The 19,804-nt window shown below is 66.6% G+C and carries 18 protein-coding genes; 8 read left to right on the plus strand and 10 right to left on the minus strand.

The genetic code is table 11. From position 1 onward, the window contains the following. Positions 1-10: 10 nt before the first annotated feature. Both ACZ50Q_RS14865 and ACZ50Q_RS14870 read left to right on the plus strand, forming a co-directional pair. Positions 11-682 carry a response regulator gene (locus ACZ50Q_RS14865; protein ID WP_076520884.1) on the plus strand — a complete coding sequence of 224 codons (672 nt, stop codon included), beginning with the start codon at positions 11-13 and terminating at the stop codon, positions 680-682. Next, positions 679-2,043 (plus strand): ATP-binding protein, encoded by a 1,365-nt coding sequence (locus ACZ50Q_RS14870; RefSeq protein ID WP_464078804.1) that lies wholly within the window; start codon positions 679-681, stop codon positions 2,041-2,043. Before ACZ50Q_RS14865 ends, ACZ50Q_RS14870 begins: the two co-directional genes overlap by 4 nt. A gap of 33 nt (positions 2,044-2,076) precedes the next feature. On the opposite strand, the gene ACZ50Q_RS14875 is transcribed toward ACZ50Q_RS14870, so the two are convergent. Then, positions 2,077-3,399, minus strand: a complete 1,323-nt coding sequence (locus ACZ50Q_RS14875) for a tetratricopeptide repeat protein (protein WP_464081998.1) — start codon at positions 3,397-3,399, stop codon at positions 2,077-2,079. A 193-nt stretch (positions 3,400-3,592) separates the two neighbouring features. Here ACZ50Q_RS14875 and ACZ50Q_RS14880 point away from each other — a divergent pair, with 193 nt between their 5' ends. Then, positions 3,593-4,528, plus strand: coding sequence for an SMP-30/gluconolactonase/LRE family protein (locus ACZ50Q_RS14880; protein WP_464078805.1), 936 nt, complete (start codon positions 3,593-3,595; stop codon positions 4,526-4,528). Between the two features lie 60 nt (positions 4,529-4,588). Here ACZ50Q_RS14880 and ACZ50Q_RS14885 read toward each other — a convergent pair whose 3' ends face one another. Together ACZ50Q_RS14885 and ACZ50Q_RS14890 are read right to left on the minus strand one after the other, a co-directional pair. Beyond that, on the minus strand, positions 4,589-5,074 hold the full coding sequence (locus ACZ50Q_RS14885; protein ID WP_464078806.1) for a DUF6644 family protein: 486 nt from the start codon (positions 5,072-5,074) through the stop codon (positions 4,589-4,591). 18 nt (positions 5,075-5,092) lie between these two features. Next, positions 5,093-5,479 carry a DUF6152 family protein gene (locus tag ACZ50Q_RS14890; protein WP_464078807.1) on the minus strand — a complete coding sequence of 129 codons (387 nt, stop codon included), beginning with the start codon at positions 5,477-5,479 and terminating at the stop codon, positions 5,093-5,095. 402 nt (positions 5,480-5,881) lie between these two features. Here ACZ50Q_RS14890 and ACZ50Q_RS14895 point away from each other — a divergent pair, with 402 nt between their 5' ends. From ACZ50Q_RS14895 to ACZ50Q_RS14905, 3 genes are all read left to right on the plus strand, one after another. Further along, complete coding sequence (locus tag ACZ50Q_RS14895) at positions 5,882-7,234, plus strand: APC family permease (RefSeq protein WP_464078808.1); 1,353 nt, start codon at positions 5,882-5,884, stop codon at positions 7,232-7,234. 44 nt (positions 7,235-7,278) lie between these two features. Then, positions 7,279-8,154, plus strand: coding sequence for an SAM-dependent methyltransferase (locus ACZ50Q_RS14900; protein WP_464078809.1), 876 nt, complete (start codon positions 7,279-7,281; stop codon positions 8,152-8,154). An 83-nt stretch (positions 8,155-8,237) separates the two neighbouring features. Then, on the plus strand, positions 8,238-8,702 hold the full coding sequence (locus tag ACZ50Q_RS14905; RefSeq protein ID WP_464078810.1) for an RrF2 family transcriptional regulator: 465 nt from the start codon (positions 8,238-8,240) through the stop codon (positions 8,700-8,702). Between the two features lie 6 nt (positions 8,703-8,708). Here the strand turns inward: ACZ50Q_RS14905 and ACZ50Q_RS14910 are convergent, their stop codons facing one another. The 7 genes from ACZ50Q_RS14910 to ACZ50Q_RS14940 all read right to left on the minus strand — a co-directional run bounded on the left by ACZ50Q_RS14910 (position 8,709) and on the right by ACZ50Q_RS14940 (position 15,474). Then, positions 8,709-10,016 (minus strand): type II toxin-antitoxin system HipA family toxin, encoded by a 1,308-nt coding sequence (locus tag ACZ50Q_RS14910; protein WP_464078811.1) that lies wholly within the window; start codon positions 10,014-10,016, stop codon positions 8,709-8,711. A 16-nt stretch (positions 10,017-10,032) separates the two neighbouring features. Continuing rightward, on the minus strand, positions 10,033-10,377 hold the full coding sequence (locus tag ACZ50Q_RS14915) for a helix-turn-helix transcriptional regulator (RefSeq protein WP_076520892.1): 345 nt from the start codon (positions 10,375-10,377) through the stop codon (positions 10,033-10,035). 202 nt (positions 10,378-10,579) lie between these two features. Beyond that, positions 10,580-11,533 (minus strand): S66 peptidase family protein, encoded by a 954-nt coding sequence (locus ACZ50Q_RS14920; protein ID WP_464081999.1) that lies wholly within the window; start codon positions 11,531-11,533, stop codon positions 10,580-10,582. Positions 11,534-11,778: 245 nt separating this feature from the next. Then, entirely contained in the window at positions 11,779-12,492 is a 714-nt protein-coding gene (locus ACZ50Q_RS14925) for an RNA pseudouridine synthase (protein WP_254791908.1), read from the minus strand. Between the two features lie 422 nt (positions 12,493-12,914). Then, complete coding sequence (gene ydiK, locus ACZ50Q_RS14930) at positions 12,915-13,991, minus strand: AI-2E family transporter YdiK (protein WP_092575946.1); 1,077 nt, start codon at positions 13,989-13,991, stop codon at positions 12,915-12,917. Positions 13,992-14,216: 225 nt separating this feature from the next. Next, complete coding sequence (locus ACZ50Q_RS14935; RefSeq protein WP_092575943.1) at positions 14,217-14,573, minus strand: hypothetical protein; 357 nt, start codon at positions 14,571-14,573, stop codon at positions 14,217-14,219. A gap of 124 nt (positions 14,574-14,697) precedes the next feature. Further along, positions 14,698-15,474, minus strand: a complete 777-nt coding sequence (locus ACZ50Q_RS14940) for a hypothetical protein (protein WP_139208467.1) — start codon at positions 15,472-15,474, stop codon at positions 14,698-14,700. A 282-nt stretch (positions 15,475-15,756) separates the two neighbouring features. On the opposite strand from ACZ50Q_RS14940, the gene ACZ50Q_RS14945 reads away from it, so the two are divergent. Further along, a complete protein-coding gene (locus ACZ50Q_RS14945; RefSeq protein WP_464078812.1) occupies positions 15,757-18,579 on the plus strand; it encodes an ATP-binding protein in 2,823 nt (940 codons plus the stop codon). Then, positions 18,579-19,799, plus strand: coding sequence for an EAL domain-containing response regulator (locus tag ACZ50Q_RS14950; RefSeq protein WP_175493075.1), 1,221 nt, complete (start codon positions 18,579-18,581; stop codon positions 19,797-19,799). Before ACZ50Q_RS14945 ends, ACZ50Q_RS14950 begins: the two co-directional genes overlap by 1 nt. Positions 19,800-19,804: the final 5 nt, after the last annotated feature.

Below are 19,804 nucleotides of genomic sequence, written 5' to 3' on the forward strand. Positions count from 1 at the left end.
AAAGCTTCACATGCGTATTCTCATCATCGAAGACGACCCCCTGATCGGCGATGGCCTGAAGTCCGGCCTGCGCCTGCTCGGCTATGCCGTCGACTGGTTTGCCAACGGTCGCGATGGCGACCAGGCCATGAACGTGGTGCACTACGATGCGGTCGTGCTGGACCTGGGACTGCCCGGCGAGGACGGCGTCGCCTTGTTGACGCGCTGGCGTAACGCCGGCCGCCACCTTCCAGTCGTCATCCTGACGGCGCGCGAGTCCGTGGACAGCCGCATCGCGGGGCTGGATGCCGGCGCGGATGACTACCTGATCAAGCCCATCACGCTCGATGAATTGGCGGCCCGTCTGCGGGCGGTGACCCGGCGGGTGGCGGGCAAGCCCGAACCGGTGTGGCGTCACGGCGATTTGGAATACCAGCCTGCCCTGCACGAGGTGCGCTGGAAGGGGCACAAGGTGGACCTCACGACGCGGGAGGCCCTGCTGCTGGAGCTGTTTCTCACGCATCCGAACCGCGTGCTCACGCGCGACTTCATCCGCGACAAACTCTACGATTGGGACGCCGATCTGGAGAGCAACGCGCTGGAGGTGTTTGTGCACCATCTACGCAAGAAAATCCATCCCAAGATCGTGCGCACGGTGCGCGGATCGGGATATGCCCTGGGACAGGTGGACGCCGAGCCATGACGCTGCAACGCAGGCTGATTTTCGCGGTGCTGCTCGCAGCGCCCCTGGCTTGGCTGATTGCCATTGCCGGGACCTACTGGCGGGCCTCCCATGAGATCAACGAACTCTACGACACCGACATGCTGCGGCTGGCGCAGCAGACGATCGCCGTGGCGGCACTGATCCCGGCGTCGGCCACCTCGGTGCCGGCGCCGGTGCCAGCGCGCTCGCCCGCCTCAGGCGATTACGGCGACGCGGGCCTGGGCGACCTGTCCGTGGCGATCTGGCGCAACGAAGGCGCACCCCTGGTGCTGGACCCAGAGGCGCTGCAGTTTCCTCGCGCGGCAGAGCGGGAAGGTTTCGTCGACAGCATCGTCAATGGCGTGCCCTGGCGCCTGGTGTATCTGGACGATCCTTCCGGCCAGACGCGCGTTGCCGTCGGCCAGCGCGTGGGCGAACGCAACGATCTCGTCGTGGCCTATATTGCGAGCCAGATCGTGCCGTGGCTGATTGGCCTGCCCGTGCTGATCGTCCTGCTGATCATCGCCGTCCGGCGGGCGATCAAGCCGGTCCACGACCTTTCGCATCAGCTGGAACGCCGCAGCCCGGACGACGCCTCGCAACTGGAGATTGCCGACGTGCCCGGCGAGCTGCGGGGGTTGGTCAAGGCGATGAACGGCCTGCTGGCCCGTGTCGCCGCCCTGATCGAGCAGGAGCGCCGCCTCACCGCGGACGCCGCGCACGAATTGCGCACGCCGCTGGCCGCCTTGCGGGCGCAATGGGACGTGGTCCAGCGCACCGGCGATCCCGCCCAGGCGCAGCTTGCGCGCACCAGCGTGACGCGCGGCATGGAAAGGCTGGATCGGCTCGTTTCGCAACTGTTGACGATGGCCCGGCTGGATTCCACGAACCACAGCGGCTTTGACCGCTCGGTCGATTGGCGGGCCGTGGCCGAGCAGGCGGTGGGCGATTGCCTCTGGATCGCGGACCGGCGCGACATCGACATTGCCATCGAATGGCCCGAGGCCGGCGTGTTGCCGCTGCCGATGGCCGGCGACGAGACGGCGCTGACGATCATGCTCAAGAACATCCTGGACAACGCGATCCGCTACGGCCCTCGCCATTCGCAGGTGCGGCTGAAATTTTCAGCCGCGCAGATCACCGTGGACGATGAAGGCCAGGGCATCGCGCCCGAAATCCTGCCCAGACTGGGAGACCGGTTCCTGCGCGCGGCGGGCAATGAGGAATCGGGCAGCGGCCTGGGCGTGTCGATCGCCCGGCGGATTGCGCGCAATCACGGGATGCTCGTCAGGTTCTCCATGCGTGAAGCCGCGGACGATTTCGGTCCTGGCCTGCGCGTTTCGATCATGCGCGGCGCGTAGCGCGGCGGCCTCGCGGGCCACGCCGCGATACGGCTACAGCGCCGCAGCCCGCGAGGCAAGCTTGCGGTTGCCAGCACTGTTGGGTTTGAACGCCATGCGCTCGGCGGTCAACGCCTTCGCCAGCGAGCGCGCGCCTTCACGCAGGGCCGCCTCGACCAGCGTCAGCGCCAGCACGTCGCGCTGGGCGTGGCTGCCGCCGAAACGATGCGCAATGAGGCGCACGTCCCGCAGCAGGTCCACGGTCAGCGCGTAGTCTTCGCGCACGAAGGCCACCAGCGCATGCGCCACCGGCAGTCCCACGTCGCGCGTCATCATGGAGTTGGTGCCCGCTTCCTGCGCGGCGGCTTCCATGGCCTCGATCAATTGCTGCGCCGCGGCCCCGTCGCCCGAACCCAGGTAGGCCATCAGGGCGTGCACATCGTTGAAGGCGTAATACCCCGTTCCGGCGCGCGCCTGCCACACGTCGGCCAACTGGCGCCAGCGCGGGCCGACGTCGACCCCGCGCAGCAACAGCCGCCACAGCATCGCGGAGGCGTCGATCAGGTCCAGCACCTGCCCGGTGGACGATTCGCGCAGGCGCTTGTCGTAAAGCGCCAGCACCTCGTCGGTCTCGTCCCGGTCCAGATGAAACAGCGCCAGATGCCACCAGTTGTGGATCGACAGCATGTTGTCGGTGGACCAGTCATCGCGGCGGCCGTTCAACCAGGCGATGCCCTCGTCCACCCTGCCCTGCATCTCCAGGACGTGGGCCACGGCATGCACGGCCCACGGATCGCGGGGATTCAGGTCCAGCGCGCGGCGTCCCTGGGCTTCGGCCTTGTCATACAGGTTGGTCTCTTCCAGCCCGAAGGCATACATGCCCAACACATAGCCGAAATCCGGCATGCCCTGGTTCCAGGCGGGCAGGATGCCGGCCACACGGTCGCGCAGCATGGTGGAACGGCCCAGCAGGAAGTCGCCGATATGGCCGACCTGCAGCGCCAACGTGTCGTGGGGATAGTCGATCAGAATGTCGGCGTAGCGCCGCAGGGAATGGGAGAACTCGCCATCCAGCCATGCCCGCGCGGCCGCCGTGTGGCGCCGTTCGCGCTCATTGGCGATGTCGTACAGGCCTTCCGCCGCCTCCACGCTTTCGCGCAGCAGCGGCTCGACGCACTTGTCGCTGGCCGTGATCATCATCCCGGCCCGCAACAGGTGGCCCATGACGAACACGGGGTCGTCGGCCAAGGCCTGGTCGATGATGTCCAAGGGGTCGCCGTAGTAGCCGTGAAACAGGGTCTGCGCCCGTTCGTAGGCGTCCATGGACGCCTGTTCATCCGTCGAAACGGGATTGCCCCGCACGTCGCTCAGCGCCATGGTGCTCTCCTTGGATGCCGCCCCCGCGTAGGGCTCCAAAAATATAAGCATGAACGCGGCCGCCGGGCAAAGCGCAGTCGCGCTAGTGCGCCTGCACCGGATTTGCGCGGCGGCGCAGCGCGGCGCTATGGTTCCAGGGCGCAGAACCAAACGGCGATACCCGGGCAGGCAGGCTGCCGTCACAGGAGGTCCTATGTGGGAACCCAGCGAAAGCTACCCCGATCCGGCCATCACGGTGCTGGATCCCCGATTCCAGGATATCCGGATCGGCAACGCCGCCGTCGAACGCCTGGCGACGGGAATCCGCTATGGCGAAGGCCCGGTCTGGTTCGGGGACGCCAGGTGCCTGCTCTGGAGCGACATCCCCAACAACCGCATCATGCGGTGGGACGACGAAACCGGCGCGGTGTCCGTGTACCGTAAACCGTCCGGCTACGCCAACGGCAACACGCGCGACCGCCAGGGCCGGCTCATCAGTTGCGAACATGGCGAACGCCGCGTGGTGCGCACCGAGTACGACGGCACGTTGACGGTGCTGGCGGACCGTTTCGAGGGCAAACGGCTCAATGCCCCCAATGACGTCATCGTGCGCCGCGACGGGTCGATCTGGTTCTCGGACCCGCTGTTCGGCATTCTCAACAACTATGAGGGCTACCAGGCGCAACCCGAGCTGCCCACGCACGTCTATCGGCTGGACCCGGTCTCGGGGCGGCTGCAGGCCGTGATCCGGGACATCCGGAATCCCAACGGACTTTGCTTTTCGCCGGACGAAAGCCTGCTATACGTCGTCGACAACGGCTCCGCGCCGAACCGGATCCTCGTTTATGGGGTGCGGGACGATGGCGCGCTGGACGACGGACGCGTCTTTGTCCAGGCGCATGGCGACAGCATTCCGGACGGCATACGCTGCGACACGGCGGGCAATGTCTGGGCGGGCTGGGGACCGGGACCGGCCCTGAGCGGGGTGATGGTGTATGCGCCGGACGGCACGGCGATCGGCCGGATCGCCCTGCCCGACCGTTGCGCCAACCTGTGCTTTGGCGGGCCGCGGCGCAATCGCCTCTTCATGGTCACGGGGCAATGCCTGTTCGCGCTGTACGTGAATGCGCAGGGCGCAGCCCACTGCTGAACGGCGTGCGTGGCCGGCGCGTCCCTGCCGCCAGCGCCCGGCCAAGGGGTAGGCTGGCCGCTACAGGAATCCGATCCAACGCCCCGCCACCAGGCACCCGAGCCACAGCGCCAGCGAGGCCGCCGCCTGCACACGCAGCGCACCCGATGGCTGGCGCCCGGCCGCCACGCCGGCCCACGCCCCGCCCCGCCGCACCAGCCAGGCGTTGGCCGCGCCCGCCGCCAGCAGGCCCATCTTCACCCCGAACGCCGGATTCTGCAGGTAATCGAAGGGCCGCACCGAAAACAGCATGGCGCCCGTCAGCACGGCCAGCGCCAGGCCCGTGGCCGCGGTGCGCGCCAGCACGGGCGCCAGGACGGCCAGCGGTCCGGGCTTGAGGATCCCGAGCAATCGCAGGTCCAGCGGCACGATGGAGCCGATCAGCAGGCCGATGGCGCCGATATGGGCGGCATTGACCAGCAGATACAAGGTGCCCGACCGGCGCAGCCACAGCGACGGCGGCACGGATTCAAGCTGTTCGAGCGCGAGCCGCAGCAGTTCTGGCATCGGAACCGGCGCGCGCGCTCAGGGCTTTTTGATGCGGCTGGGATAGATGTCGTAGGTCTTGCCGCCCACCGTCACCTGCACGGCCTTCATGCGCTTGTTGGCGGCGTCCTGGCCGCGGTTGCCCACGGCGGTAATGGCGTCGCCCGGCTTGGCCGATCCCTGGACGAATCCGGCCTCTTTGGTCTGCGAGGGGTTGCCGAGTTCGACGGTCCAGAGCCCGTCCTTGGCCCGGACCTTCAGCGTGGGGTGCGGCGGCGCGATCTGTACCTGCTCGACCGTGCCCTCCAGGGTCATCTGTTCGGATTCGGCCCAATTCCAGCCGTGGTGCGCCATCGCCGAGGGGACGGCCCCGGCCGATGCGCATAGCGCCAGTGCTGCAATGGACGCGCGTGGGGAAAGCTTCATGTCGTGCCTCCTGAAGTTGCGGTCGCCTGCTGTCCTGTCCCGGCCTCGCGCGGACGCGATCGTCGGTCAAAAGAGCATAGCAGTGTGGCGCGGCCAGACAAGGTGCAGGAAACCGCCGCTTTCGGGCACCGGCGGCGATGCGGCGCGCAGGCTCCCCCAGGAAAACCCTGCGGAACTTTCGTCTTTGGGTTACGGTCGCTTTATGTTCAGACAATTGTCAGCATATGCCGATAGTTGCCTCGAATCCTTCGTCGCGCGCCCCCTCCAGGAGAATTGCATGTCACTGCTCCGTCCGCGTCCCCTCGCGAATCCGCCCTCGACCCCGACCGCGCGACCGCCCGACCATTCCCCTTCAGACGGCCTTTCCGTGCGCGCCGCCCCGATTCTCCGGCGCGCACGCTCATGAGCAGCGTTCCCGACACCCTGAACGAACGCGCGCGCGCCGGCCTGTCGGTCATGGACGCGACGGTGGTGCTGGTCGGCGTGGTCGTCGGCATCGGCATCTTCGGATTTCCTCCGCTGGTGGCGCAGCACGCCGCATCCGAGGCCATTTACATCGGCCTCTGGTGCGCCGGCGGACTGGTCATGCTGGTGGGCGCGCTGTGCTATGCGGAACTGGGCTCGGCGTACCCCGGCGCGGGCGGCGAATACCTGTACCTCACCCGGGCATGGGGCGCGCGCGTGGGCCTGATGTTTGCGTGGGCCCGCTGTTCCGTCATCCAGACCGGCGCCATCGCGGTGGTGGCCTTCATTTACGGCGATTATGCGCAACGGCTGCTGCCGCTGGGGTCGCAGGGACCCGCCGTGCATGCGGCAATCTCCGTCGTCCTGCTGACCGGCCTGAACATGGTCGGCACGCGGTATTCCAAGCGCCTGCAATGGTTCTTTACCGTGCTGACCCTCATCGCCCTGGCCGCGGTGCTGCTTGCCAGCCTCACCGCCTCGGGTGGCGGGTCCGTCGATGCGGCGGCGCCGGCCGCCCCCCTGTCGGGCAATGCGGCCGGCCTGCTGGGGATGGGCATGGTTTTCGTGCTGCTGACGTACGGCGGCTGGAACGAGGCCGCCTACCTCAGCGGCGAGTTGCGCGACCCCGCCCGCAACATGAGCCGGGTGCTGCTGATCGGCACCGCCGTGGTGACCGGCGCATACGTGCTGACCAACATCGCGCTGCTCGAAATATTCGGCCTGCAGAAACTGCGCGACACGCCCGCGCTGGGGGCCGAAGTCATGCAACTGGCCGCCGGCCCCTACGCGGCGGCGTTGCTCAGCCTGACCATCTGCGCCTCGGCGCTGAGCACGATCAATGGCACGATCATCACGGGCGCGCGGGTGTACTACGCACTGGGCCGCGACCTCCCGCGGCTGCATGCGCTGGCCGGATGGAACGCGCGCAACGAGGCCCCGGTCAGCGCGCTGCTGATCCAGGGGCTGATCACGCTGGCGCTGGTGGCCCTGGGCGCATTCAGCGAAAACAGCGTGCAAACCATGGTGGCGTACACCGCGCCGGTGTTCTGGATCTTCATGCTGCTGGTGGCGGCATCCGTGTGGCGCCTGCGCCGCATGGACCCCGACCGCCCGCGGCCGTTCCGGGTGCCGCTCTTTCCGTTGCCGCCGCTGCTGCTGGCGCTGACCTGCGCCGGATTGGTGGTCTCCAGCGCCATGTACGCCGGCGCGGGCGCCCTGATCGGCCTGGTCGTCCTGGCCGCCGGCGTGCCTTTGATGCGCCTGCTCAAGCCCGCCTCGGCCGCCAGCTGACACGGTTCATTTCCCCGTCCTCCCCCGTCCAAGGAACCCTCACCATGCAACGCTCTCCCCTGCTACCGAAAGCCGCAACGCGGGTACCCGCCTCCCGCCTACAAGCCGCGATGCTGGCTTCGGCATTGGCGTTCACGCTGCTGGGCGCGGCTGCGGCCATGGCCCAGACCACCGCCGCCCCGCCCGCCAAGGCGGCTGAACAGAAGGCCTATGTGCCCGACGTGGGCCAGCAGGGCAAGGACGTCATCTGGGTGCCGACGCCCCAGGCTCTCGTCGACAAGATGCTCGACATGGCCAAGGTGACGCCCAAGGACCGGCTGATGGACCTGGGTTCCGGCGACGGCCGCACCGTCATCACCGCGGCCCAGCGCGGGCTGACCGCGCAAGGCATCGAATACAACCCCGACATGGTCGAGCTGTCCCGCGAGAACGCCAAGCGCGCGGGGGTGGCCGACCGCGCCACCTTCGTCGCCGCGGATCTCTTCACCACCGACCTGTCCCAGGCTGACGTGATCACGATGTTCCTGCTGTCGACCATTAACGAAAAGCTGCGGCCGAAGATCCTGGATCTGCGGCCCGGCACGCGGATCGTGTCGAACACCTTCCGCATGGGCGACTGGGAGCCGGACGCCTCGGAGACCTTGACCCAGAATTGCCAGACCTACTGCACGGCCCTGCTCTGGATCGTGCCCGCCAAGGTCCAGGGCAAATGGGACCTGGACGGCCAGACCTTGCAGCTGGAACAGCGCTACCAGATGCTGTCCGGCAAGCTGGGCGCCACGCCGATTTCCGACGCGCGGCTCGATGGGACGTCCATCACGTTCACGGCGGACGGCGTGCGCTATGCAGGGGTGGTCAATGGCCGCAACATGACTGGCAACGCGGCGGGCAAGGGGCAATGGCAGGCCAAGCGCATGTAACCGCCTCGCGGCCCGCGTCGGCGCGGGCCGCACCAACTGTGCGCCGTTGACCCGCCGCGTCCTCATGCAATAGCATCTGTTGCATGAGAAGAGACAGCAAGCTATCCGGGGTCCTGCACGTCCTGCTGCACATGGCCGAACACGCTGGCCCCATGACGTCGGACGACCTGGGCCGCGTCATGCAGACCAATCCCGTCGTCATCCGCCGCATCATGGCCGGTCTGCGCGAACAAGGCCTGGTCCGTTCCGAAAAGGGCCACGGCGGCGGGTGGTCGATTTCCTGCGATTTCAACGCGGTGACGCTGCGCGACATCTACGACGCGCTCGGTGCGCCGGAGATCTTCGCCATGGGCAACCGCAGCGAATCGCCGGGATGCCTGGTGGAAGAAGCGGTCAACGCCTCGCTGGACGACGCCTTCGTGCAAGCCCAGGCGCTGCTGCTGGACCGTTTTGGCAAGGTGACGCTGGCCGCGCTGAGCCAGGATTTCCACCGGCGCATGTCGGCGCGCGGGCAGGCCTTCGACCCCCTGGCGGCGCACCAGGCCTGAACGCCCCTACCCGCCGGGCTGGCGCCACGCCATCAATGACGCCTCCACGTGGGCGATCTCGTCGTCGGACATGCCCGCCGCTTCGTAATAGCGCCGCCGGTCGCGCACGACGTCCCGCACGCGGTCGATGATGGACTGCGCCGCCGCTTCCGACCGCAGCCCGAAGCGCCGGTACTCGGTCAGGCAATTGGCGAACGTGCTTTCGCGGCCCGCCGCGCCGATGTGCAGATAGTGCTTGGCCGAGCCCTCCTGCGTGACCACGTCGAACAGCGGCGCCAGCCGGTAGGTCTGCGCCGCTTCGTCCTTCAGGAAGCCCACGTTCTTCAGATGATCGTCCGTGTTGTGCACCGCGACGTTCAGGATCATGCGCGCATATAGCTCCAGCAGGTCCTGGACGGGATGGGATGAAATCCGGCGCGCGACGTCCGCCAGGCGCGCATAGGAATACGTGGCCTTGCCGCGCGGACCGTCCAGCTCGCGTTTGCCGATCTGCACGGAGGGGCTGATCAGCGACGCGCCGCTCAAAAAGTGCCGCCGCGCGATGATGGGGTCCGCGCCATGCTCGGCGGGCAACAATTGCCGGTCGAACCGGTGCGTCAGCAGCACGGCGCCCAGATGTGTCTGCGCCAGGCGGATCTCTGGGACCGACAGGCCGATGGCCTTGGCCATCTGCAGATTGGCGAACTCCACGCGCTGCCGGTCATAGGAATCGCCCTTGCGCGGGAACTTCGCGATCCACATCTCGCCTTCCGCGTCCCGCACGATCGTCTTGGGGCGCGCGCCTCCGATGTCCCACGAGCTTCCCAGGATGTCCCGGTACAGCCCCTTGGGCTTGATGCCCTGGTCGATGTCGGCAAGCAGGTCCGCCAGCGACTCGAGCTGGCTGACTTCGGGCAACCGGTACGTCTTGCGCATGTTGGGCGTCAGTTGCCGGGCGCTGAAAAAAAGCGCGCCCACGCCCATGCCCCGTCCCTTGAGCAGCACCTCGTTTTCGGTCACGCGGGCGCCGGCGTTGTCGATGCGCATCACGTTGCGGCCCCAGGCATCCGGCGCGGCGTCAAAGATGGCGCCCAGGGTTTGATAGCGGCTTTCGGTGCGGAACGTGGTGATGGCGTCCGAGAGCGGCAGGTTGAGCGGGTCCAGCGAAAACGCGCGCGGGTCGTTCACATACGACTGCACGTAGGTGAACTCGGCGAAAAAGTGATTCTCGTCGGTGTCGTCCAGGGTCAGGATGCCCGCCAGCACCGCTTCGCCCCGTATGTCCACGTAGACGAACAGTTCGCTTTCGACGGTTTTGTGTTTTTTGGCAACCACGATGTGGGACGCAGGGTTACAGGCTGGCAGGGTCGGTGCGGTGCGAATGCGGCGCTTTGCGGCTGCCGCGGCTGGGCCGGCGCAGCGCATCCAGGCGTTTGCCCACCCCGTCCGCGTCCGGGTCGCCCAAGGCGAACACCTGATCGCCAAAGCCGTAGAGCAACAGCGCCTCGATGGCAAGCGCAAGCGAAACGCCGCCGTCGCCGCGCTCCAGGCGGTTGATGGTGGCGCGCGAGACACCCATGCGGCTGGCCAGCGTGGCCTCGGTCTCGTTACGGCGCAGGCGCGCCGTGCGGACGTTGGCGCCCAGACGGGCCAGGGCCTCGGCCGCTTCGAAGCTGGGTTCGATCTTCTTTTTCATGAATCGATAATAGCGCGTAAAGCCGTTTAATGCACCATTAATGAGTCATTTGGTAGGGACGCTGGAAGCCCAAGAAACTATTCATTCATCGATCTGTTTATCGATCACAAATCAATTTTATGCACCATTAATAGCGCATTAAATCCACATGACATCCGTATCAAATCCGCATCGAATCCGCGTCGAATCCGCCTCGAATCTCTTAGCCGACGCGTGACGTGGTCACCGCCTGATCCAACCGCAATGCGGCGCGCCGGGTGTCCAGCGTCACGCGCGCACCCAGCGGCAGCGTCAGATTGGGCTCGCCATGCCCGCTGGGCCAGCCGGCCAGGACCGGGATTTCCCGGGCGCCAAACTGCTCCAGCAATAGCGGGTACAGCAGGCTCTGCGCCTGCGCGTCGTCCATGTTCGTGCCCAGAATGCGGGTGAACGTGCCCACCACCACCCCTTTGACGCCGTCGAACTTGCCCGCAGCCGCCAACTGACTGAGCATCCGGTCCACCCTTGGCAATGCCTCGTTGACGTCTTCGAAAAACAGAATGGCGTCACGAGTGTCGATCTCGTGCCTGGAACCCGTCAGCGCGGCGATGAGCGCCAGGTTGCCGCCGACCAGACGGCCGCTGGCCGTGCCCGCGACCACCTCCACCGGCCAGCTGTCGGGCGGCGCCTGAATCCAGGCGCCCTCCCCGATTTGGCCGCCGATCATCGCCAACAGATGCGACTCGGTGGGCTCGCGCTTGCCCGCCAGCAGATCCTGCGCCAGCATCGGCCCATGGAACGTCACAAAGCCCGCATGCCGCTGCATGGCCAGGTGCAGCGCAGTGATGTCGCTATAGCCGATGAAGGGTTTGGGATGCTGGCGCAGCAGGCCGTAATCGAGCTTGTCCAGCAGCCGCCACGACCCAAAGCCGCCCTGCAGGCACCAGACCGCGCCGACGTCCGGGGCGGCAAATGCGGCGTGCAGGTCGTCCAGCCGTTCGGCGTCCGTGCCCGCCAGGTACTCGTACGGCGCCTCGAGCCGTGTGCGCGATGCCGGCATGACCTGCGGCAGAAAGCCGCGATCCTCCAGCCATTGCGCCGCAAGATCGCTCGCATTTGGGGCGGCGGACGCAGGCGCCACGATGGCAACCTTCGCGCCAGGCTTGAGCGCCGGCACGGGTGCGGCCGCCGCCTTGGCATTCGAGGGCGGCGGCGCCGGTTGGCCGGACGGCGCGCCCCGGGGCGAAACTTGCCGGCCCCCTGCGCATCCGCCCAGGGCCAGGCCCGACAGGCACAACGCGCCCGCGTTCAGCAACAGCCGGCGCCGGCCAGCGTCGGGATAGCCGAGCTTGCCACTCGCCATGCCGTCCGTCGCCCGCCAGGACTGGGCGTCAGCAATCGGGGATCTGGACGGCCCGGACATCAGAATCGCTCGTACTCAAGCCGATACCGCCATTGGCCCACGGCAAGACCGGCCATCGGCAGACGGCCGATCCGCAGGCGCCGCAGCGCCAGCAGGCGCAAGCCTGCCGCCGCGCACAGGGCTTCGATGAAGCCGGGCGCCGGCGTCTTCAAGGCAAACCGCAGGTGACCCTCGCTTTGCCAGCTCACCTTCAGGGGCGTGGCGGGCATTCCTTCGTACGCCATGCCTCGCTGCATCCGCGCAAGATCCGCATCGCTCAACTGCCCTTCGACCTGCGCGACATACTCCTGCTCCACGTGGCGGCCCTCCTCCACGAGCTTGCGGGCCACCGGGTACTCCTGCGTGTAGACCACCAGCCCGCTTGCCGCGCGCTCCAGGGGGGTCACCAGTTTCAGGCCGTTGAATATGCGCTTGAGGAATCGCTGTCCGGACCGGTCGCCCGGCATCAGGTTCTCGGGCAGGATGAGATCGCGCGCCGAGCCAGGCTGGTCGTCGGCGTACATGCCGGCCGGCTTGTGGATCAATATCGTCACGGGGCGCCCCTCTTCGAGCCGTGCCCCGGGCAGGAGCGCGACGGTCTGGGATGGGCCCACCCGCATTCCCGGTTCCTCCTGCACCTTGCCGTCCACCGCAACCCAGCCGCCTTCGATGTAGCGCTCGGCATCGCCGCGCGAACACGACTGCTCGGCCGCAAGCCGCTTGGCCAGACGCACGGTATCGTCCGCTGCGCGGGGTCTGGCCGGGCGCACCGGTCCGCCAGCCTCTCGGCCTTGCGAGGGTTTCGGCGGTCTGGACGGGGTGGGCGGTCTCGGCGATTTGGGCGACTTGGACGCTTTGGGCGATTCAGACGGACGAGGGCCGCGTCCAGGCGCCGCGGCGCGGGGCGCCCGGGCGCGACCGGTGTCTGCGCTGCCGCTGTCTGCGCTGCGCTTGGCGGGGCGACGCGCAACGGTCAGCGTGCCAGGTTTGGTGGGCCGCACAGGAGTGCTCATCCGGCCACCTCGCGGCGCAAGGACTTGGGGAGAAAAAGGGAAAGATCGGGCGCGCTCGCGGGCGGCGCGAAGAAATGCATCGTCATGGGTGGTGCCGGGTATTGCGAAAAGCGGGCCACATGGCCCGCGCCTTGGAACGGATGTTACGCCCTTTTCCGGTGCGTTCCAGGCGGCGGCTCTCGCTGCAGGGCCAGCGCGTCCGGATCGACCCGTGCGGGCGGCGGCACCTCGTCCACCCACGCGTTCAACAGCGTCGAGGTCACCGCCAGGATCACCGGTCCGATGAACAGCCCGACGATGCCGAACGCGATCATGCCTCCCAGGACGCCGGACAGGATGAGCAGCATCGACAGGTTCACGCCGCGCTTGATGAGTAGCGGCCGCAGCAGGTTGTCCAGCATGCCAACCACGATCGCCCACACCAGCAGGACTGCCGCCGCCAGCTTCATGTCGTGTTGGAACAACCAGGCCACGCCGCCAAGCAGCGGCAGGATCGGCCCGAGCTGGGCCAGGCAAAGCATCAGCATCAGGGCGGTGAGAATGCCGGCGGCTGGCACGCCGGCCATCCACAGTCCGATACCGCCCAGCGCCGACTGCACCACCGCCGTGACCACGATCCCCAGCGCCACGGCGCGGATCGCCGACGCGGCCAGCATGATCGCCGCCACGCCGCGTTGCCCGGCGAGCCGATTCGCAAACCGCCGGACAAATTCCGCAGCCATGTCGCCCTTGGTGTACAGGATGCCCGCAATGATCACGGTGATCAGCATGTGCATCACGAACACCCCGACGATGGCGGCATGGCCCAGCAGCCAGGTGGCGGCCGTGGTCAGGTACGGTTCGATCCGAGCCAGCAGGCCACCGGCGCCCGCGTCCGACAGCGTCTGCCACTCCTGGGCGATTCTCGGCCCCACCAGCGGAAGGCCGCCTATCCACGCAGGCGGCGCAAGCAAGGCATAGTCAGGCAGGCTCTTGACCGCGGCCACGATAGTGCCGCCGTGCTGCGCCAGGGTGGAGATCGCCTGGTACAGCGGCAGCACGATCACGAACAGCAGGATGAGGAGCATTGCCACGGTGGCGATCCACCGCCGCCCGCCGCATCGCCGCTGGATGCCCAGCAGGACCGGCCAGGTGGCCACGACGATGGTCGTCGCCCAGATCAGCCCGGGCAGGAACGGCCGGAGGATGTACAGACTGCCGATCATCAGCGCCAAAAGCATCACGATGACAAGCAGGACCCGGGCTATGTCGACTGACTGGCGTGGTATCACCCGATGCTCCTGGCAGGGCTGCCGCCCTCGTTGCGATGGATGCGGACCGGCGGCGCCCGCCCTGCAAGCCAACGCGATCAGTCGAATGTATCCGAAATCCGCGTGAACCTGAATGGGAAGGTCACGCTTTGCGTCGCGGCAGCGGCGACGTCCCGCGTCGCCCGCCGGCGCCCCTTACGCGGCGCCCAGCATCGCGCGAAGCCGGCCCCGGATCGCACCGGCATACGCCCAGCACCAGACCCCGAGCGCCAGCATGGCCACCGTAAAGTAAGCGCGCGCGCTCTCCGGTATGGGATTCAGGCGGGATAACGTGACAAAAGGCTCGAACCCCAGAAAATCGGTGGCCGCCAGCGTGCTGAAAATCAGGGCCAGGACGGGGCCGGTAAAGTGCGGGCGCTCTCCCCGCGCCTGGGGATCGGCAAGAAAGCGCCAGTGCACCCAGCGTGCAAGCTGGATGCCCACGGCCACCAAGGGAATAAGAAGCGCGCACTGCAGCACCAGCAGCGCCAGAATGACTTGAGTAGGAAGCATGGGCGGATTTTATCGGATCCGTCCAACGGCCCGGGTGCGGCCCGAATGCGACCTGGATGGGGCCCAAGCGGCGAGCCCGCATCCGCGTCGCGCCGTCAAAGCGCAGTAACGCGCCGCACTAGTCCTAGGCCCCCAACTGGAATGCACGCCAGCCCGAACCCGCGGCGGTCAGCCATTCCTGCACGTATTCCAGGCTCAGGGCGATCGACAGGACCTCTCCCTGGAACAGCACGTCAGGCTGCGCGCGCAGCCAGTTGAAGTCTTCGATTCCGCGGATGTCGCAGGCCAGCACTCTGAGGCCCTGGCGCGACGCCTGGCCCAGCAGGCTGAAAAACCGCTCCTGCAAGCCGCGCTGCCTGTTGATGCCCTCGGGGATGCCGACCCGGATGCCCGTGGCGCGCAGCGTGCCGAACGGCATGGATTCGCCGGCCTGCGAACAGGGCAGCAGCCGCACGCGCAGCGCGGGCCGCAGTTCGTTATAGAGATGGAAAAGACTGGAGCCCTCCGCGAGGCGGTCGCTGAGGGGCACGTTGTAGGTGACCTTGGCGCAGGGATAGATGGGCAGGCTGCGATCTTCAGGGGTGGTCTCGCGCAGCAGATCGCCTTCCACGGCGCCAATGCGCAGATCCTGGCACAACTGTTCGGGTAGGCGGATATCGGAGTTGACGTTGAGGGGATGGTCCATCGTGAGCGGCGCCATGCAGCCCGCCGCCCGAAAGACGCGCCCTGCCCGGCGCAAGGCGTCCGCCGAGGCTTCGTTGGTGATGAAGTGCGGGGTTCGGTTCGTCCACCCGCCTACCAGCGCCATTTCGCGCACGACTCCTTTGGCGTCCAGCACTGGTTGAATTTTTAGCGGCTCGCTCAAGAGCGAGGCGGATTCGACCAAATTGATAGCGTTCATATGAGTTGTGTTGTGGACTCGCCAGTCGTGAAGAAACCGGATACCGTGAAGAACCCGGATACAGCGGGCGCGGCGGGGCGAATCTATGGCCGGAAAGTGGCCATGGTCTAGCGATGGCTACGCAGTATAGGAACGGCTATCCCGCACTCCAATAATAAAAATTTGATTTGCGAAAACGCCCGGATAAGCCTGTATTTACGGGCCTGGGCGCCCGCCGGGCTGTCAGCGAAATTTCAGAATATTCTTATATCCACTGCCCGGGGCTCTACCTACGATGGGCGCATGCCCGTTCAGGAACCCATCACTCTCGCGCGCGACGTCCAGCCAGTCCCCCGCGCTCCGACGCTGCTTTTGCATCTGTTCGCCGCCGCGCTGCTTGCCTGCATCGCGGCGGCGGCCGGTTTTTATGTGTACTGGTCGTTCACCGACACCGTTTCCGCGTACCGCCGGCAAATGAACGCCGCCGCGTACAACGCGCAGATCTTCTTCGACCAGCGCGAGTCGCTGGTCCGTTCGCTGGCCTCTTCCTCGGTCCGCAATGCCGATGCCGCCGCGGCTTCCGAAACGCCCCCCTACTTCGGCAACACCCGCCAGATCGAGGTCTTCCCCCTGCACGAAGAGCAAAACGCCTACGACTGGGCCCTGATCCTCACGCCGCGCGACCTCAACGACATTGCCCTCGCGCGTACCCAGTTGCTCTTCAGTTCGGCCCGCAATGGCCAGACTGCCTACATCGCGCCGCGTCCCTCGCAGGCGCCCGCCATCGACGCCGCCAAGCAATCCTGGATCGCACGCTCGCTGGCCGTGGCGGATCCCAGCGTCTCGCAAGGCGGCTACAGCCCCATCGTCTGGCTAAAACCGCCCATGGACGTTGCCAGCGCGCTGTACCTGTACACACCCGTGGATCCCGCCACACCCCGCGCCGGCTGGATCGGTCTTGAAGTCAGCGACATCGATGCGGCGATCGACCTGTCTTCCATGCGCGGCGGCAACTACGCCCTGTACGACCAGAACGACGCGCCGGTCCTGCACAGCCCGGCCGAGGCAAAAGTCGTTGCAGGGCTGGGCAATTACGCCGGCAAGGAGGATTCGTTCGGTTGGTGGGGACCCGGGCTGCTGCCCCGTTTTGTCGTGCTGAACAAATCCGTGGGCGAGGCCGGGTGGCGGCTGGTGTACTACACACCGATCAGCCGGATCCTGGGCGATACCGCCCCTGCCATCCAGGCGGCGCTCGGCGGCGCCGCGCTGCTGTTCGCCATGGTGATCTTGGGCATACGCCACATCAAGAAAAAACTCGTCGCGCCGGCCCTGCGCCAGTACGAAGCCCTGGCCGACAGCGTGGCCCTGAATCGCAAGCTGGTCGAGGTCGCGCCGGTCGGCCTGTGCCTCCTGCGTCGCGCCGATGGCACCCCGCTGCTTTTAAATGAACTTGCGCGGCAATGGCTGCTGGGTGACTCCGAACTGCTAGCCAAGCTGCTGGCAGAGGACGACTTCTGCGCTGAACGTGAATACGTCCTGAGCGACGGACGGTGCGTCTACCTCACCTTCGCCCCGATCACCTTTCATGCCGAGGACGTCGTCCTTTGCGGCATCAACGACATCACCGCATTCAAGCGGGTCGAGCAATCCATTACCCAGGCCAAGCTGCACGCCGACGCCGCCAACCACGCCAAGACGGTCTTCCTGACCACCATGAGCCACGAGATCCGCACGCCCTTGTTCGGCATTCTCGGCACGCTGGAAATGCTGAGCCTGACCGCCATGGACAGCCAGCAGCAGCAATACCTCGAAACCATGCAGCAGTCCTCCGCCACCTTGCTGCGCACCATCAACGATACGCTGGACCTGTCTCGCATCGAAGCGGGTTACCTGACGCTCGAAACGGCCGAATTCTCGCCCGCGGAAATGCTGGACGGCGTAGTCAGCAGCTACGCCGCGCGCGCCGAGGCCAAGGGCCTGCACATCTACGCGCTGGCCGACGTCGCGTCTCCGCCGGTCGTCGTGGGCGATGTCACGCGCGTGCGCCAGATCCTGAACAACCTGGTCAGCAACGCCATCAAGTACACCAGTTCCGGCCAGGTGGTGCTGCGCCTGCAGGCCCTCAGCCAGGACGCGCACTCCGCGACCATGAAATTCCAGGTGGCGGACACCGGCATGGGCATCTCCGCGGAGCATCACGCCCAATTGTTCGAACCCTACTTCCAGGCTGAAAGCGGCTCCACCCAGACCGTTCCCGGCACGGGCCTGGGACTTGCCATCTGCCGGCGGCTGGCCGACATGATGGGCGGCACCCTCAGCGCGGTCAGCGAACCCGGCCTGGGCACCAGCATGTCCCTGGAGCTCACCTTGCCGTTGGCGGGCGACGCGCATTCGGAAATGGGAATACGGCTGGATCCCCGGCCGGTATTCGTGCGGGGCGCCGTCAACGACGTGGTGAACAACCTTTGCCAGTGGCTGCGCCACTGCGGCGCCATGGCCATGCCCTACAAGACGTCGCTTCATGGCCGGCTGGAGGGCGGCGTGCTGGTTGAAACCTGGCCCCGCGACTTGACGCCTGCGCCGTGGACCGGCGCCCGGGTGATCGCGCAACCTCCCGGCGTCCGGCCGCGGCTGGAGGGAGGACGCAACAGCTGGATGGCCAATGCGCATAGCCTGGCCAGCATCGTCGCGGCGGTCCGCCTCGCCCAGGACGGCGTGGCGGCCAAGGTCACGCTCGAACTCAAGGCGTCTCGGGACGCGCTCGACATGCATGTGCTGGTCGTGGAGGACAACCCGATCAGCCGGCAGATATTGCGGGAGCAACTGGAGCACCTGGGATGCACGATTGTCCCGGCCGCCAATGGCAAGGAGGCACTGGAGGTGCCGGACATACCCGGCTTCGATGCCATCTTGACCGACCTGCAGATGCCCGAAATGGACGGCTACGCCCTCACCCGTGCGCTGCGCGGTCAGGGCTATACGCGCCCCATCGTGGGAATCACCGCCAGCGCATTCACGGACGACTTACGGCGCAGCACCGAAGCGGGCATGACGACCGTGCTGCTCAAGCCGCTGCCTATATCCGCGTTGCGTCAGGCCTTAATTGCGCTTAAGGAAGTCATATGATGAAGAAGTTGTCCGACTACAGAATTCTGATCGTGGACGATCATCCGTTTCAATGCGTCCACCTCGCGGATTTGCTGGAGTCGGCAGGGTTCAGCCACGCCGATGTCGCCCCTAGCGCCGAGGCTGCCCTGGAAATGATGGGTCTGCAGGCCTATCACCTTGTGCTGATGGACCTGAACATGGCGGGCATGGACGGCGTGCAATTCATAGACCAGCTCGCCAAGCTGCATCACAACCCGATGCTGGCGATCGTGTCGGCATGCCCCCGGCGCATCATGAACAGCGTTGCCCTGATGGCCAAGGAAAAGGGCCTGGCGGTGCTGGGCACGTTCTCCAAGCCCTTGACTCCTGAACACGCCCGGCATTTGTCCAACCAACTCCGCCAAAGCCGCCCTGAACCCTCAAAGCCCCAATTCCCGACCGAGGCCGGCACGGTATTTGACCGGGGGTCCCTGGAACACGCCCTGAGCCACGGCCATCTGCGGGCCTGGTTTCAGCCCAAGAAAGCGCTCGCCAGCGGCCGGATCGTGAGCGCCGAGGCGCTGGTCCGCTGGCAGCATCCGGAATTCGGCTTCATGCTCCCGGGATCCTTTCTTTCCGCGGTGCGGCGGCATGGCCTGGACAAGGCCCTGCTGCGGCGCATGCTCGAAGACGCCCTTGACGCTCACCTGCATTGGCGGCAGCAGGGATACCGGATGCCGGTGTCGGTCAACCTGCCCACGCAGCTCCTGGACGACCCGGATCTCCCCGACGAGCTGGAGCAGATAGTGGTGGCCAAGGGGGTGGCGACGCAAGAAATCTCGTTCGAACTGCTCGAAGACGAGACAACCACCATACAAGGCCAATACTATATGGGGGCCAGCAGGCTGCGTCTGAAGGGCTTCGGGCTGGCGCAAGACGACTTTGGCAGAGGATACAGCTCCATGTACAGCCTGATTTCCACGCCATTCACCGAGTTGAAGATCGATCGCGCTTTCGTCAGTGGCGCGGCCAATGATGAAGGACGCGCCGCGGCGCTCGTCTCATCCGTGCAGCTTGGCCGCCAGCTCGGGCTCCAGGTCACCGCCGAAGGTGTCGAAACCAGCAAGGACCTCGAATTCCTGCGGCGCATCGGCTGCGACTGCGCGCAAGGCTTCCTCATTTCGGCCGCCGTGGACATCGACGGATTCAGCCAGTTGCTTGCCATGGAGAGGCAGGCCATGGACCCCTTGCAGCAGTAAGAAGC

This window comes from Achromobacter sp. T5-5 (assembly GCF_055397965.1).

What these genes read in the sequence shown, in the direction of transcription:
- ACZ50Q_RS14870 (WP_464078804.1), top strand. Translation starts at nt 679, where the DNA reads ATGACGCTGCAACGCAGGCTGATTTTCGCGGTGCTGCTCGCAGCGCCC.
- ACZ50Q_RS14905 (WP_464078810.1), top strand. Translation starts at nt 8,238, where the DNA reads ATGAGAAGAGACAGCAAGCTATCCGGGGTCCTGCACGTCCTGCTGCAC.
- ACZ50Q_RS14940 (WP_139208467.1), bottom strand. Translation starts at nt 15,474, where the DNA reads ATGAACGCTATCAATTTGGTCGAATCCGCCTCGCTCTTGAGCGAGCCG.
- ydiK (WP_092575946.1), bottom strand. Translation starts at nt 13,991, where the DNA reads ATGCTTTTGGCGCTGATGATCGGCAGTCTGTACATCCTCCGGCCGTTC.
- ACZ50Q_RS14900 (WP_464078809.1), top strand. Translation starts at nt 7,279, where the DNA reads ATGCAACGCTCTCCCCTGCTACCGAAAGCCGCAACGCGGGTACCCGCC.
- ACZ50Q_RS14880 (WP_464078805.1), top strand. Translation starts at nt 3,593, where the DNA reads ATGTGGGAACCCAGCGAAAGCTACCCCGATCCGGCCATCACGGTGCTG.
- ACZ50Q_RS14935 (WP_092575943.1), bottom strand. Translation starts at nt 14,573, where the DNA reads ATGCTTCCTACTCAAGTCATTCTGGCGCTGCTGGTGCTGCAGTGCGCG.
- ACZ50Q_RS14865 (WP_076520884.1), top strand. Translation starts at nt 11, where the DNA reads ATGCGTATTCTCATCATCGAAGACGACCCCCTGATCGGCGATGGCCTG.
- ACZ50Q_RS14875 (WP_464081998.1), bottom strand. Translation starts at nt 3,399, where the DNA reads ATGGCGCTGAGCGACGTGCGGGGCAATCCCGTTTCGACGGATGAACAG.
- ACZ50Q_RS14915 (WP_076520892.1), bottom strand. Translation starts at nt 10,377, where the DNA reads ATGAAAAAGAAGATCGAACCCAGCTTCGAAGCGGCCGAGGCCCTGGCC.
- ACZ50Q_RS14890 (WP_464078807.1), bottom strand. Translation starts at nt 5,479, where the DNA reads ATGAAGCTTTCCCCACGCGCGTCCATTGCAGCACTGGCGCTATGCGCA.
- ACZ50Q_RS14945 (WP_464078812.1), top strand. Translation starts at nt 15,757, where the DNA reads ATGCCCGTTCAGGAACCCATCACTCTCGCGCGCGACGTCCAGCCAGTC.
- ACZ50Q_RS14895 (WP_464078808.1), top strand. Translation starts at nt 5,882, where the DNA reads ATGAGCAGCGTTCCCGACACCCTGAACGAACGCGCGCGCGCCGGCCTG.
- ACZ50Q_RS14885 (WP_464078806.1), bottom strand. Translation starts at nt 5,074, where the DNA reads ATGCCAGAACTGCTGCGGCTCGCGCTCGAACAGCTTGAATCCGTGCCG.
- ACZ50Q_RS14950 (WP_175493075.1), top strand. Translation starts at nt 18,579, where the DNA reads ATGAAGAAGTTGTCCGACTACAGAATTCTGATCGTGGACGATCATCCG.